Raw genomic sequence first — 14,030 nt, 5'->3', positions numbered from 1 at the left:
AAGACACGATGAGCATTATCGAGAAAGCAGTCGAACGTCTCGACCGGTTGAAGCAGGCGGCCAGCGAGCCCGCAGAGCAGGGCCAGCCGTCCGCCGCACCCGACAGGCCGGCACCGGCCGCCGAGCCCGTCGTCACCGCCAAGGCGGCGCCCGCCAAAGCCGCACCGGTGGTTCCCGCCGCAGCCGCGCCCGCCAAAGCCGCACCGGTGGTTCCCGCCGCAGCCGCGCCCGTTGCGGGCGAGCCGTCGCGCCCGTCCGTGCGCTCGGTGCGGATCGACCTCGAGCGCCTGGCCGCGCGAGGCTTCGTCACCCCCGATCAGCCGCGCAGCTCGATCGCGGAAGAGTTCCGCATCATCAAGCGCCCGCTGCTGCACAACGCCACCGATGAGGGGCCGGCCGCAATCGAGAACGGCAACCTCATCATGATCACCAGCGCCCTGCCGGGCGAGGGCAAGACCTTCAACGCCATCAACCTCGCCATCAGCATGGCGATGGAACTCGACTACACGGTGCTGCTGGTCGATGCCGACGTCTCCCGTCCGTCGGTCCTGCGCGAGCTCGGTCTGCCGGCGCAGCCTGGCCTGATGGACGTGCTGGCCGGCGAAGTGGCCGACCTGCGCGAGGTGCTGCTCAAGACCAACATCGACAAGCTCTCCATCCTTCCCGCGGGCATGCCGCATCAGCGCGCGACCGAGCTGCTGGCCTCCGAGGCCATGGTTCACCTGCTCGATCAGATGGCGCAGCGCTACCCCGATCGCATCATCATCTTCGATTCGCCTCCTGTCCTGGTCACCACAGAGTCCCGCGTGCTGGCCACGCACATGGGGCAGGTGGTGCTGGTTGTCGAGGCCGAGCGCACCACCCATGCCCATGTGAGGCAGGCGCTGAGCACCGTCGACGACTGCGCCGTCAGGCTCATGGTGCTCAACAAGTCCCGTGAGCGTTCGGTGGGTGGCTACTACGGCTATGGATACGGATACGGATATGGACATGGACAAGCGCAGGAAGCCCAGCCGCAGGCGGTCTGAGCCAAGGCGCGCGGTCAGGGGAAAGTGGTTCGGCGCCCTGGCGCTCGCCGTTCTCGGCGTCAGCGGCAGCGCGCATGCGCAATCCGTCCGTGTCACGCCGACCCTCGACACCGAACTCACCTGGACCGACAACGCCAGTGCATCCCGGGGCGGGACAGCGGGTGGGGGCGGCTCCGACTGGATTCTTGAAGTCTCGCCCGGCATTTCGGTCTCGCGCACCAGCGGTCGGCTCAGCGGCAGCCTCAGTGCACGCTTGCGCAACCTGCTCTACGCCGACAACACGGACAACAACACGTCCTTTCTCAGCCTCCAGGGCAGCGGGACCTTCGAAGCGATTGAGGATCTCCTCTTCATCGACTTCGACGCCGGCATCAGCCGCAACAACCTGTCGGCGTTCTCGGGCGGCGCAGCCGGGGACCCGCTCGCCTCGAGCCGGGCCAATGAAACGCGCACCTGGTCCATCGCGCCGCGGCTCGAGTCCGAGCTGCGCTTCGGCGAATCGGCCAGGGGCTCGGTGCAGTACTCCTCGCGTGGCATCACCTCCGGCAGCGAAGGCCTGGGCAACCAGAGCGTGGATACCTTGAGCGTCAATCTGGCCGATCCGGGCGGCTTTCGCTTCTTCGGCTGGGGTGTTGCCTACAGCCGTACCGAATCCGACGGCGGCACGGCGGCGACCAGCTCGCGCACCGAGGAGACGGTGCGCGGCACCCTGTTCGCCAACCTCTCGCCTCAGTTCCGCCTGCGCGGCATCGTCGGCCACGAGTCCAACGACTACGACAACGGCCGCGAGGACAGCGGCAGCATCGTCGGTGGCGGCTTCGACTGGTACCCCACGGATCGCACCGCGATCTCGGCGACGGTCGAGGACCGCATCTTCGGCCGCGGCTACGACCTCAGCTTCAATCACCGCATGCGGCGCTCGGTCTGGTACGTCAACGCGTCAAGGGATCTGTCGTCCACGGCGCAGGAACTCGGTAACGCCTTCGTGTTCGACCAGGCCTGCCTCAGCCTGGTGTCCAACCCGGCCTACCGGCCCGACGTCACCGATCCAACGCTGCGACAGTTGCTCCTGCTCGAGTGTCTCGGGATCGTCAGCCTGCGCTCCAATGCCGCCTACGTGAATCAGTCGGTCGGCGGCGGCTTCTCGCTGCTCGGGGTGCGCAACACCCTGAGCTTTTCCGTCACCCGCGCCGACCGCTCGCTGGTCAGCAACATCTCCGGCTTGCTGCCGGGCGACGACTTCCTCAACACCGACCGCGTGCGCACCACCTCGGCCACCGTGGCCTGGAGCCACCAGCTCACCGGCACCAGCTCGCTCGATGCCAGCCTCACGCGCTCCGAATCCGAAGGGCGCGACGACCCCACGCTCGAGACCACACGCCTGCTGGGCTCGCTGGGCGTCAGCCGCACGCTCGGCCCCAACACCCAGACCAGCCTGCGCTACCGCTACCAGAAGGCCGAGGGCTCCACCGACTACACCGAGAACGCCATCACCGCCACGCTCGGCATGCGCTTCTGACCGGACACCCGATGTACGAAACTTTCTTCAAGCTCCGCGCCAAGCCCTTCCAGCTCAACCCCGACCCCGCCTTCTTCTATGGCAGCCGGGGCCACCGGCGGGCGATGGCCTACCTCGAGTACGGCCTGCACCAGAGCGAGGGCTTCATCGTCATCACCGGCGAGGTCGGTGCCGGCAAGACCACCATCGTGCGCAGCCTGCTCGAGCAGCTCGATCCGGCCAAGGTCGTCGCCGCCAACATCGTCAGCACCCAGGTCGACGCCAACGACATGCTGCGCATGGTGGCCGCGGCCTTCGGCGTGCCCAGCCGCAATCTCGACAAGGCGGGGCTGCTGCTTGCGCTCGAGACCTATCTGGTCTCGATTGCCGCCTCCGGCAAGCGCGCGCTGCTGATCGTCGACGAGGCGCAGAACCTCACCGCCGCCGCGGTCGAAGAGTTGCGCATGCTGTCGAACTTCCAGCTCGAGGACCACGCCCTGCTGCAGAGCTTCCTCGTCGGCCAGCCGGAGTTCCGCGACATGATGCAGCGCGCCGAGATGCAGCAGTTGCGCCAGCGCGTCATCGCCTCCTACCACCTCGGCCCGCTCGACTCGCAGGAAACCCGCGGCTACATCGAGCACCGCCTGTCGCATGTCGGCTGGACCGACGACCCGATCTTCGAGCCCGCCGCCTACAACGTCATCTACGGCTACACCGGCGGCATCCCGCGCCGCATCAACACGCTGTGCGACCGCCTCATGCTCGCCGCCTACATCGCCGAGCGCCACAGCATCGGCGAGACGGACGTGCGCGAAGTCATCGACGAGCTCAAGCAGGAGTTCGCCACGCCAGGCGGGGCCCGGCCGGTGCTCACCGACGCTGTGCAGGCCGATGCCGATGCCGGCGCCGTGGCCGGGGCAGCGGCGCTCGACCTGGTCGGCGCCAACAAGCTCGCCCTCGACCGCCTGCGCGTGTCGCCCGAGCTTGCGGCCCACGCGGCGGAGATGGCGGGCAGCTACGATCTGCAGCGCATCGAGGCCCGCCTCGCCGGGCTCGAGCAGTCGGTCGCCGCCACCCTCAATGTGCTCAGCCAGTTGCTGCAGGCCGTGAGGCGTGACGAGACGGCCGGGGAGGCGCGCGAATGAGCACCTCGCTCGCGGGGGAGGCGGCCGCACCGGTCATCTGCATCGTCGGCGCCCGGCCCAACTACATGAAGGTCGCGCCCATCATCCGCGCCTTCGCCGCCCACAATCCGCCCATCCCGACCCTGCTGGTGCACACCGGCCAGCACTACGACCCGGCGATGAAGGACCGCCTGTTCGCCGACCTCGAGCTGCCCGAGCCCGACATCAACCTCGCCGTCGGCTCGGGTTCGCACGCGGTGCAGACCGCCGAGGTCATGAAGCGCTTCGAGCCGGTCATCGACCAGTTCGGCGCCAGCGCGGTGCTGGTGGTCGGCGACGTCAACTCCACGCTCGCCTGTGCCCTGGTCGCCAGCAAGCGTCACATTCCGGTGATCCATGTCGAGTCCGGCCTGCGCAGCAACGACCGCCGCATGCCCGAAGAGATCAACCGCATCCTCACCGACCAGATCTCCGACGTGCTCTACACCACCGAGCGCTCCGCCCACGACAACCTCGCGCGCGAGGGCATCGCCGCCGAGCGTGCGGTGTTCGTCGGCAACGTCATGATCGACAGCCTGCGCGCCAGCCTGCCCAAGGCGGTGCCCGCCGACGTGCTGCTCGCCCAGGCGGGTCTCGATGCCCGCCGCATCGAGCACGGCTACGGCGTGGTCACGCTGCACCGTCCGTCCAACGTCGATCACCCCGAGGTGCTCGGCCCCATCATCGACGCCCTGCACGCCGTCAGCCGCAAGCTGCCGCTCGTCATCGCCCTGCACCCGCGCACCCGCGGCAACCTCGAGCGCTTCGGCATGCTGGCCACGCTCGATACGCCCGGCTTTCTGGTGCTGCCGCCGCAGGGCTATCTGGAGATGCTCGGCCTCATGTCGGGTGCGCGCATGGTGCTCACCGACTCCGGCGGCATCCAGGAAGAGACCACCGCGCTCGGCGTGCCCTGCATCACCATCCGCGAGAACACCGAGCGCCCGATCACCGTGGAGCAGGGCACCAACAGCCTGGTCGGCATCGACCCGCAGGCCATCGTCGCCGCGGCCGAACAGGTGCTGGCCACCGGCGGCAAGGCCGGGCGCGTGCCCGAGTACTGGGACGGCCGGTGCGCCGAGCGCATCGCCGCCCATCTCCACGACTGGCTGCTCACCCACCCTCGCCAGGTCTGACCCCGCCATGAACGCTGCCGCCCGCATCACCAACGCCTTCACCTGCGACGTCGAGGATTACTTCCAGGTCTCGGCGCTGGCGCCGCACTTCCCGCGCAGCCAGTGGGACAGCGTGCCCTGCCGGGTCGAGCGCAACGTCGACCGGGTCCTCGAACTGCTCGCGCGACATCGCGCGCAGGGCACCTTCTTCACCCTCGGCTGGGTGGCCGAGCGCTACCCCCAGCTCGTGCGTCGCATCGCCGACGCCGGCCATGAAGTTGCCAGCCATGGCTACGCTCACGAGCGCGCCAGCGACCTCAGCCCCGAGGCCTTCAAGGCCGACATCCGGCTGGCCAAGGCGGTGCTCGAGGACATCACCGGCGTGGCCGTCACCGGCTACCGTGCGCCGAGCTTCTCCATCGGCACGGCCAACCTGTGGGCGCACGACTGCATCGCCGAGGCGGGCTACCGCTACAGTTCCAGCGTCTATCCGGTCAAGCACGACCACTACGGCATCCCCGATGCGCCGCGCTTCGCCTGGCGCCTGCCCAACGGCCTAGTCGAGGTGCCGGTGAGCACGGTGCGTCTGTTCGGGCGCAACTGGCCGGCGGGCGGCGGCGGCTTCTTCCGCCTGTTGCCCTATTCGCTGTCGCGCTGGCAGATTGCCCGCGTCAACGCCGACGATCGCCGCCCCGCGATCTTCTACTTCCATCCCTGGGAAATCGACCCCGAACAGCCCCGCGTGACCGGCGCCACGGCAAGAACACGCTTTAGGCACTACATTAACCTTCAGCATACCCAGGCACGGCTCGACCGCCTGCTTGCGGATTTCTCCTGGGGGCGCGCTGACGAAGTCTTCCGCGACGCCGCCTGACCCCGCTTCAACCTGCCCGGACACGGATGCGCGTCATGGACCGATTGCCGATACACGTCAGCCTGCTCACCCCCCACCAGGTCGAGCGCTGGGACGACTTCGTCCGCCGCTGCCCGCAGGCCACCTTTTTTCACCTGGCGGCCTGGCGCGAGATCCTCGAAGACGTCTTCCGCCATCGCACCTTCTACCTGTACGCCGAGCGTGCGGGCGACATCGTCGCCGTGCTGCCGCTGGCCGAAGTGCGCAGCCGCCTGTTCGGCCACGCGCTCACCTCGCTGCCCTTCTGCGTCTATGGCGGGGTGGCGGCCGACGTCGATGCCGGCCCCGAGATCTACCAGGCGCTCGAGATGCGCGCCGAGGCGCTGGCCATGGCGCTCGGCGTGCAGCACACCGAGTACCGCAACCTCAAGCCGGTGCATGCCGACTGGCCGCGCCAGGAGCTCTACGTCACCTTCCGCAAAACGCTCCTGCCCGAGGTGGAGGACAACATGCTCGCCATCCCGCGCAAGCAACGCGCGATGGTGCGCAAGGGCATCAAGAACGGGCTCGTCAGCCACATCGACGACGACGTCGAGCGCTTCTTCGCCCTCTACGCCGACAACGTGCTGCGCCATGGCACGCCGGCCCTGCCCAAGCGCTTCTTCCAGCGCCTGAAGGCCGATTTTGGCGAGGCCTGCGAGGTGCTCACCGTCACCGACCCCGCCGGCAAGCCCTTGTCGAGCGTGCTCAGCTTTTATTTCCGCGACGAGGTGCTGCCGTACTACGCCGGCGACGACTTCGCCGCACGCGACCTCGCCGCCAACGACTTCAAGTACTGGGAGCTCATGCGCCGCGCCTGCGAGCGCGGCTGCAAGGTGTTCGACTACGGGCGCAGCAAGGTCGGCACCGGCCCCTTCAGCTTCAAGAAGAACTGGGGCTTCGAGCCGCAGCCGCTGTCCTACGAGTACTGCCTGTACAAGCGCGACAGCGTGCCGCAGAACAACCCGATGAACCCCAAGTACCGCGCCTTCATCGCGCTCTGGAAGCGCCTGCCGCTGGGCGTCGCCAACCGCCTCGGGCCGCACATCGTGCGCAATCTGGGGTAGGGCGGTGCTGCACGACCGCCCCCCGCTGCTCTACCTGACGCACCGCATCCCCTATCCGCCCAACAAGGGCGACAAGGTGCGCTCGTTCAACATCCTGCGTCAGCTCGCGCGCACGCATCGCGTCTTTCTGGGCAGCTTCGTCGACCATCCCGACGACCGCCAGCACATCCCGGCGCTGCGTCAGTGGTGCGAGCAATGCTGCATCGTCCCGATCGAGCCTGGCATCCGCCGTCTCGCCAGCCTGCGGGGCCTGCTGCGTGGCGAAGCCCTCAGCCTGCCCTATTACCGCAGCCCGCGCCTGGCGGCCTGGGTGCAGCGCATGGTGACCGAGTACGGCATCCGCAGCGCCGTGGCCTTCTCCGGGCCGATGGCGCAATACCTCGACGCGCCCGGCCTCGAGCGCCGCGTCATCGATTTCTGCGACGTCGATTCGGCCAAGTGGACGCAGTACGCCGCCGACCGGCGCTGGCCGCTGTCCTGGCTCTACCGCCGCGAGGGCGAGCGCCTGCTCGCCTTCGAGCGCGCCACCGCCGCGCGCTGCGATGCCAGCCTGTTCGTCACCGAGGCCGAGGCCGATCTGTTTCGCGCCGCCGCGCCCGAACTGGCCACCCAGGTCGGGGTCATGCAGAACGGCGTCGACGCCGAGTATTTCTCGCCCAGCCACGCCTTCGACTCGCCCTACCCGGCAGGCGGGCCGGTGCTCGTCTTCAGCGGCGCCATGGACTACTGGCCCAACATCGACGCCGTCACCGGGTTCGCCCGCGAGCTGCTGCCGCGCATCCGCGCCCAGGTGCCGGACGCCCGCTTCTGGATCGTCGGCATGAACCCGGCGCCGGCGGTGCAGGCGCTGGCCGGCGAGGGGGTGGTCGTCACCGGCACCGTGCCCGACGTGCGGCCCTATCTGGCCCACGCCGACGCCGTCGTCGCGCCGTTGCGTATCGCGCGCGGCATCCAGAACAAGGTGCTCGAGGCGATGGCGATGGCGCGCCCGGTGGTGCTGTCCGCTGCGCCGGCCACCGGCCTCGCCGCTGAGGACGGCCGCGACTGCGAGATCGCCGCCGACGATGCCAGCTTCTGCGCCCGCGTCGTCGGCCTGCTGCAGGATGAGGCACGACGCACCAGCATGGGCCGCGCGGCGCGTGCCTGCGTGCTGCGCGGCTACAGCTGGTCGGCCAATCTGCGCATGCTCGACTGGCTGCTCGAAGTGGCGCCGACCCAGGGCGGGGCGGCGGACGACATCCCGACCGTCATCGGCGACCCCCCCGCGCTGGTACGCTCGCAGGTGGCCTGATGCCAGAACGCCGGCCGCTGGTGATGCACCTCGTCTACAGCTTCGACGTTGGCGGGCTCGAGAACGGCGTCGTCAACCTCATCAACCGCATGCCGCCCGAGCGCTACCGCCACACCGTGGTCGCGCTCACGCGCTGTGTGGACAGCTTCTGCCAGCGCATCACGCGCGAGGACGTCGGCTTCGTGTCGCTGCACAAGCCGCCCGGCCACGGCATCAAGCTCTACCCGCGCCTGTGGCGCCTGTTTCGCGAGCGCCGGCCGGCCATCGTGCACACCCGCAACCTCGCCGCGCTCGAGGCCGCCGTGCCGGCGCGCCTGGCCGGGGTGCCGGTGCGCGTGCATGGCGAGCACGGCTGGGACGTCTCTGACCCCGGCGGCACGCGGCGCAAGTTCCAGTTGCTGCGCCGCGCCTACAGCCCTTTCGTGAGCCGCTATGTGGCGCTCTCGGGCCACATCGAGTCCTACCTGACCGAGCGCGTCGGCATTGCGCCGGCGCGCGTCGAGCGCATCTGCAACGGTGTCGACACCCTGCGCTTCTGTCCGGCGCCTGGCGGCGCGCGCATCGCCGTGCCTGGTGCGCCCTTCGGAGCCACCCCCGGAGTCACCCCCGGTGGCGCGCCCGGTGACGCCCACACGGTCGTCATCGGCACCGTCGGCCGCCTGCAGGCGGTCAAGGACCAGCTCACCCTGGTGCGCGCCTTCGCGCTTGCCCGCGCGCGCGGCGGGGCAGGGCGCGCGCTGCGTTTGCTGATCGCCGGCGACGGCCCCCTGCGCGCCGAGGTCGCGGCAGAGATCCACCGCGCCGGCCTGGATGACGTGGTCTGGCTCGCCGGCGAGCGCAAGGACGTGCCCGAGGTCATGCGCGCGCTCGACGTCTTCGCGCTGCCCTCGCAGGCCGAGGGCATCTCCAACACCATCCTCGAGGCCATGGCCTGCGGCCTGCCGGTAGTCGCCACCGATGTGGGCGGCAATGCCGAGCTCGTCGTCGAAGGAGAAACGGGCGCGCTCGTAGCGGCGCAGGACCCCCACCGCATGGCCGAGGCGCTGCTGTGCTACGCTTCGGATGCTGCATTGCGGAAGAAGCACGGCGCCGCCGGCCGCCAGCGTGTCGAGCGCCACTTCAGCCTCGACGCCATGGTGGCGCGCTACACCGCGATGTACGACAGCCTTCTGTAATTCGGACACGAACATGCTTTCACCAGAAGCGATCATGGATGCCGCGCGACGCGCGGCGGATGCGGCCAGTAGCCCGGCACGCGTGATCCTGTTTGGCTCCTACGCACGGGGCGATGCGGATGAAGGCTCGGACCTGGATTTGCTGGTGATCGAAGACGAGGTGCCGGACAAGGTCGCGGAATATGTTCGGCTGCATCGTGCGATCGGGCCAATGGGCGTCGGGGTCGATGTCGTCGTCTTCTCACGCGATGAGTTTGCTCGGCGCAGCCAAGTGCGTGGCACCTTACCCTATTGGGCAGCGAAGGAAGGAAAGTCTCTTTATGACGCCAAACTATGAAGAGGCGGCTCGATTGCTTCGCCTGGCGCAACGAGACCGTGAAACCTTCGGGCTGCTCAAGCCTATTCCTCAGGCAAGCCTCGCAGCCCTTGGTTTTCACGCACAACAGTCAATCGAGAAAGCCTTGAAGGCGGTTTGTGTGCTCAGAGAAATCGAGTTTCGTCGCACGCATGACCTTGCCGCCCTGGGCGATCTGATTCGGGCGGAGGGTGTGGACCTCCCGGTCCCTGTTGACGCCCTTCGTCTCATCAACCCGTTTGCGGTCGAGTTTCGCTATGACGACGAGCTCGTGCCGTCCATTACCCGGGATGAGCTCGACGGTATTGTCATGAAAGTGCTCGGCTGGGCTATGCAGCGACTGGCGTTGGCGTCAGGCAAGCAGCCCGACGCTGATGGTCAGGAACAAAGGAACCAATAGTATGTGCGGCATCGCCGGCCTCTTCGACACCCGCGGCAAGCGCGACTTCGAGCGCGCGCTGATGCAGCGCATGAACGACGTCCAGCACCATCGCGGCCCGGACGAAGGCGGCTACCACTTCGAGCCCGGCGTCGCGCTCGCCCACCGGCGGCTGTCCATCATCGACCTCGCCACCGGCCAGCAGCCCTTGTTCAACGAGGACGGCTCGGTGGCGGTGGTGTTCAACGGCGAGATCTACAACTTCCAGGAGCTCGTCCCCGAGCTCGAGGCCCTGGGCCACGTCTTTCACACCCGCAGCGACACCGAGGTCATCGTCCACGCCTGGGAGGCCTGGGGCGAGGACTGCGTGCAGCGCTTTCGCGGCATGTTCGCCTTCGCCTTGCACGACCGCAACCGCGACACCTTGTTCATGGCGCGCGACCGGCTCGCGGTCAAGCCGATGTTCTACGCGCTCCTGGCCGACGGCACGCTCGCCTTCGGCTCCGAGCTCAAGGTGCTGATGCAGCATCCGGCGCTCGATCGCCGCATCGACCCGCTGGCCGTCGAGGAATACTTCGCGCTCGGCTACGTCGCCGAACCGCGCACCATCTTCCTCGGCGCCAGAAAGCTCGGCCCGGGCGAATCGCTGTGCATCCGCCGCGGCCAGCCCATCCCCGCGCCCAGGCAGTACTGGGACGTGCGCTTCACCCTCGACAACGACCTCTCGCTGGCCGACGCCACCGCCGAACTCACCGCGCGCCTGCGCGAATCGGTGCGTCTGCGCATGATTTCTGAAGTGCCGCTGGGCGCTTTCCTTTCCGGCGGGGTCGATTCCAGCGCCGTGGTCGCCACCATGGCCGGGCTGTCCGACGAGCCGGTCAACACCTGCTCCATCGCCTTCGACGACCCCAAGTTCAACGAATCCGAGTTCGCGCAGAAGGTCGCCGACCGCTACCGCACCAATCACTTCGTCGAGACGGTCAGGTCGGACGACTTCGACCTCATCGATACCCTGGCGGCGCTCTATGACGAGCCCTACGCCGACAGCTCCGCCATCCCCACCTACCGCGTGTGCCAGCTCGCGCGCAAGCGCGTCACCGTGGCCTTGTCGGGCGACGGCGGCGACGAGAGCTTCGGCGGCTACCGCCGCTACCGCATGCACCTGATGGAAGAAAAGCTGCGCGCCGCGCTGCCGATGGGCGTGCGCCGGCCCGTGTTCGGCCTGCTCGGCCGCGTCTATCCCAAGGCCGATTGGGCGCCGCGCGTGTTCCGCGCCAAGACCACCTTCCAGGCCATGGCGCGCGACGCGGTCGAGGCCTATTTCCACTCGGTGTCGCTGCTGCGTGGCGACATGCGCCGCCAGCTCTTCACCGCCGACTTCCGCGCCAAGCTCGGCGGCTACGACGCGGTCGAGGTCTTCCGCCGCCATGCCGCCGCGTCAAACACCGACGACCCGCTGGCGCTGATCCAGTACCTCGACCTCAAGACCTACCTGGTCGGCGACATCAACACCAAGGTCGACCGCGCCAGCATGGCCCACTCGCTCGAAGTGCGCGAACCGCTGATGGACCACAAGCTGGTCGAATGGCTCGCCACGCTGCCCTCCGGCCTCAAGATCCAGGGCAACGAAGGTAAGTTCCTGTTCAAGAAGGCGATGGAACCCTTCCTGCCCAACGACGTGCTCTACCGCCCCAAGATGGGCTTCGCCGTGCCGCTCGCGCGCTGGTTCCGCGGCCCGCTCAAGCAGCGGGTGCGTGACGCCGTGCTGGGCGAGACGCTGGCCGCCACCGGTATATTCAACCGCGACTACCTGCAGCACCTGGTCGATGCGCATCAGTCGGGCGCGCGCGACTACAGCTCGCCGTTGTGGACCTTGTTGATGTTCGAGGCCTTCGTGCGCAACAACGGATCAAGCGTGGCAGGATCAGCGGGGTCAGACTCGATCGACAGGCGCGTGTGCGCCTGACTCAGTGACCAGCATGCCGACAATCAGCACCTTCTACGGAATCCTCATCCAGATGTACTGGAATGATCACGCGCCTCCTCACTTTCATGCCTTGTAGGGTGAGTTCGAAGCGCTGGTGTCGATCCAGACCCTGGAGGTGATGGAGGGAACGCTTCCGCGTAGAGCGCTATCACTTGTGCTTGAATGGGCACAGGAACATCGCGCGGAGCTCTTCGAGGATTGGGAACTATGCGAACACAATCAGCAGCCAAAGAAAATTCGTCCTTTGACGTAACGCCAGCCATTCGCCCTGCTTCGCCGTGGCGAGTGGCGTCCGTCAAGGCACTGCCCGGTTACCGGATCAGCGTTCGATTCCTGGATGGCACCGAAGGGGTTGTCGACCTGTCTCGGCTTGTTCATTCGCCTTCTGCCGGGGTGTTCGCCAAGTTGTCCGACCCCTCGGTGTTCGCTCAGGTCGACGTTGAGTACGGCGTGGTGACTTGGCCTGGGGAAATCGATCTGGCGCCGGATGCGATGTACCGGGAGATCAAGGCGTCTGGCGAATGGTTGGTACTGCCCAAGCATTGAATGTATCCATCGGTCAGCATTTTGGTCCATGCGCATCCTCCACATCCTCGACCACTCCATCCTGCTGCACAGCGGCTACACCTTCCGCACAGGGATAAATGGGGGGCAGACCCCATTTATCCTATGGATCGACGTGTTGCATGTAACGGAGCTGCGGTCTATGCTGCGTAGCATGTAACGACGTTGGGATTGGGAGATTTCCATGGCTGACAGTGTTTCGGAACGTGTTGGGCGCTACCGCACGAATCTGCGTGAGGCAGGCTTGCGTCCGGTGCAAATCTGGGTGCCGGATACGCGCAAGCCGGGTTTTGCCGAGGAGTGCCGCAGGCAGTCCAGCTTGCTTAAGGATGATCCGAAAGAGCAGGAAGTGCTCGACTGGCTCGAGCAGGCTGCTGACACGGACGGCTGGGTGTGATGCGCGGCGACCTGATCACCGTTGCCTTGCAGGGTGACTACGGCAAACTGCGTCCCGCCGTGGTCATTCAGTCGGACTTGTTCGACGAACACCCGTCGGTCACGCTTCTGCCGCTGACCAGTGATTTACGCGACACACCGCTGTTTCGCATCACCATCGAGCCGTCACCAGAAAATGGCCTGCGCCAGCGATCGCAGGTCATGGTCGACAAGATCCATACGGTACCCAGGGCCAAACTCGGTCCCAGCCTGGGCCGACTGTCCGACGATGAACAGATTGCCGTGAATCGGTCTTTGATGTTGTTTCTCGGACTGGCTTGATCAGGTTTCCCATGCGCATCCTCCACATCCTCGACCACTCCATCCCGCTGCACAGCGGCTACACCTTCCGCACCGCGGCCATCCTGCGCGAGCAGCGCGCGCTGGGCTGGGAGACCTTTCACCTGACCTCGCCCAAGCAGGGCCAGACCGCGGCAGAGGTCGAGGACGTCGATGGCCTGCGCTTCTACCGCAGCCCGGTGCCCCCGCCCGGGCGCAGCGGCGTCAACGAGCTGCGCCAGGTGCGCACCGTGCAGGCGCGCATCGAACAGCTCGCGGCCGAGCTCAAGCCCGACATCCTGCACGCGCACTCGCCGGTGCTCAACGCCATCCCCGCCATCCGCGCCGGCCGGAAGCTCGGCATCCCGGTCGTCTACGAGATCCGCGCCTTCTGGGAGGACGCCGCGGTCGACCACGGCACCACCACCGAGGGCAGCCTGCGCTACCGCGCCACCAAGGCGCTGGAGACCTGGGCGATCAAGCGTGCCGACCACGTGTTCACCATCTGCGAAGGCCTGCGTGCCGACATCGTCGGGCGTGGCATCCCGGCCACCAAGGTCACTGTCATCCCGAATGCGGTTGACATCGAATCCTTCCAGCTCTCGGGCGAGGCCGATCCGGTGCTGCGCGAGCGACTCGGGCTGGCTGGAACCACCGTGGTCGGCTTCGTCGGCTCCTTCTACGCCTACGAAGGCCTCGACCTGCTGCTCGATGCCTTCCCCGCGCTGCTGCAACAGCGCCCCGAACTGCGCCTGCTGCTGGTCGGCGGTGGCCCGCAGGACGCCAATCTCAAGGCCCAGGC

General features: G+C 67.5%; 15 protein-coding genes and 1 pseudogene. All 16 read left to right on the top strand.

The window, feature by feature from the left end:
- Positions 1-8 precede the first annotated feature (8 nt).
- A complete protein-coding gene (locus tag PLC66_RS02800; RefSeq protein WP_324537707.1) occupies positions 9-1,028 on the top strand; it encodes an XrtA-associated tyrosine autokinase in 1,020 nt (339 codons plus the stop codon).
- The gene (locus tag PLC66_RS02795) at positions 991-2,547 is read left to right on the top strand and encodes a TIGR03016 family PEP-CTERM system-associated outer membrane protein (protein WP_324537705.1); all 1,557 of its coding nucleotides are present in this window, start codon (positions 991-993) and stop codon (positions 2,545-2,547) included. The genes PLC66_RS02800 and PLC66_RS02795 overlap by 38 nt, the downstream gene beginning before the upstream one ends.
- An 11-nt stretch (positions 2,548-2,558) precedes the next feature.
- A complete protein-coding gene (locus PLC66_RS02790; protein WP_324537703.1) occupies positions 2,559-3,671 on the top strand; it encodes an XrtA/PEP-CTERM system-associated ATPase in 1,113 nt (370 codons plus the stop codon).
- Positions 3,668-4,825, top strand: coding sequence for a non-hydrolyzing UDP-N-acetylglucosamine 2-epimerase (wecB, locus tag PLC66_RS02785; protein ID WP_324537701.1), 1,158 nt, complete (start codon positions 3,668-3,670; stop codon positions 4,823-4,825). The genes PLC66_RS02790 and wecB overlap by 4 nt, the downstream gene beginning before the upstream one ends.
- Before the next feature lie 7 nt (positions 4,826-4,832).
- A complete protein-coding gene (locus tag PLC66_RS02780) occupies positions 4,833-5,678 on the top strand; it encodes an XrtA system polysaccharide deacetylase (RefSeq protein ID WP_324537699.1) in 846 nt (281 codons plus the stop codon).
- A 35-nt stretch (positions 5,679-5,713) separates the two neighbouring features.
- Positions 5,714-6,763, top strand: a complete 1,050-nt coding sequence (locus PLC66_RS02775; RefSeq protein ID WP_324537698.1) for a FemAB family XrtA/PEP-CTERM system-associated protein — start codon at positions 5,714-5,716, stop codon at positions 6,761-6,763.
- A 4-nt stretch (positions 6,764-6,767) separates the two neighbouring features.
- Positions 6,768-8,054 (top strand): TIGR03087 family PEP-CTERM/XrtA system glycosyltransferase, encoded by a 1,287-nt coding sequence (locus PLC66_RS02770; RefSeq protein ID WP_324537696.1) that lies wholly within the window; start codon positions 6,768-6,770, stop codon positions 8,052-8,054.
- On the top strand, positions 8,054-9,229 hold the full coding sequence (locus tag PLC66_RS02765; RefSeq protein WP_324537694.1) for a TIGR03088 family PEP-CTERM/XrtA system glycosyltransferase: 1,176 nt from the start codon (positions 8,054-8,056) through the stop codon (positions 9,227-9,229). The genes PLC66_RS02770 and PLC66_RS02765 overlap by 1 nt, the downstream gene beginning before the upstream one ends.
- A gap of 13 nt (positions 9,230-9,242) precedes the next feature.
- Positions 9,243-9,566 carry a nucleotidyltransferase domain-containing protein gene (locus PLC66_RS02760; RefSeq protein WP_324537693.1) on the top strand — a complete coding sequence of 108 codons (324 nt, stop codon included), beginning with the start codon at positions 9,243-9,245 and terminating at the stop codon, positions 9,564-9,566.
- The gene (locus PLC66_RS02755) at positions 9,550-9,984 is read left to right on the top strand and encodes a HEPN domain-containing protein (RefSeq protein WP_324537692.1); all 435 of its coding nucleotides are present in this window, start codon (positions 9,550-9,552) and stop codon (positions 9,982-9,984) included. Before PLC66_RS02760 ends, PLC66_RS02755 begins: the two co-directional genes overlap by 17 nt.
- A 1-nt stretch (position 9,985) precedes the next feature.
- The gene (locus PLC66_RS02750) at positions 9,986-11,929 is read left to right on the top strand and encodes an XrtA/PEP-CTERM system amidotransferase (protein WP_324537690.1); all 1,944 of its coding nucleotides are present in this window, start codon (positions 9,986-9,988) and stop codon (positions 11,927-11,929) included.
- A 13-nt stretch (positions 11,930-11,942) separates the two neighbouring features.
- Positions 11,943-12,203 (top strand): annotated as a pseudogene (locus tag PLC66_RS02745) (DUF4160 domain-containing protein).
- The gene (locus PLC66_RS02740) at positions 12,158-12,496 is read left to right on the top strand and encodes a DUF2442 domain-containing protein (protein ID WP_324537688.1); all 339 of its coding nucleotides are present in this window, start codon (positions 12,158-12,160) and stop codon (positions 12,494-12,496) included. The pseudogene PLC66_RS02745 and the gene PLC66_RS02740 overlap by 46 nt, the downstream one beginning before the upstream one ends.
- Positions 12,497-12,698: 202 nt before the next feature.
- Entirely contained in the window at positions 12,699-12,911 is a 213-nt protein-coding gene (locus PLC66_RS02735; protein ID WP_324537686.1) for an antitoxin MazE family protein, read from the top strand.
- Positions 12,911-13,231 carry a type II toxin-antitoxin system PemK/MazF family toxin gene (locus tag PLC66_RS02730; protein WP_324537855.1) on the top strand — a complete coding sequence of 107 codons (321 nt, stop codon included), beginning with the start codon at positions 12,911-12,913 and terminating at the stop codon, positions 13,229-13,231. Before PLC66_RS02735 ends, PLC66_RS02730 begins: the two co-directional genes overlap by 1 nt.
- 11 nt (positions 13,232-13,242) lie before the next feature.
- Positions 13,243-14,030, top strand: a 788-nt coding sequence (locus PLC66_RS02725) for a glycosyltransferase (protein ID WP_324537684.1), incomplete at its 3' end; no start/stop codon positions are given.

The sequence above is a fragment of the Thauera sp. genome (assembly GCF_035444905.1).
Taxonomy (GTDB): domain Bacteria; phylum Pseudomonadota; class Gammaproteobacteria; order Burkholderiales; family Rhodocyclaceae; genus Thauera.
The sequence above is the reverse complement of the archived record's forward strand: the minus strand, read 5'-3'. Positions and strand labels throughout refer to the sequence as shown.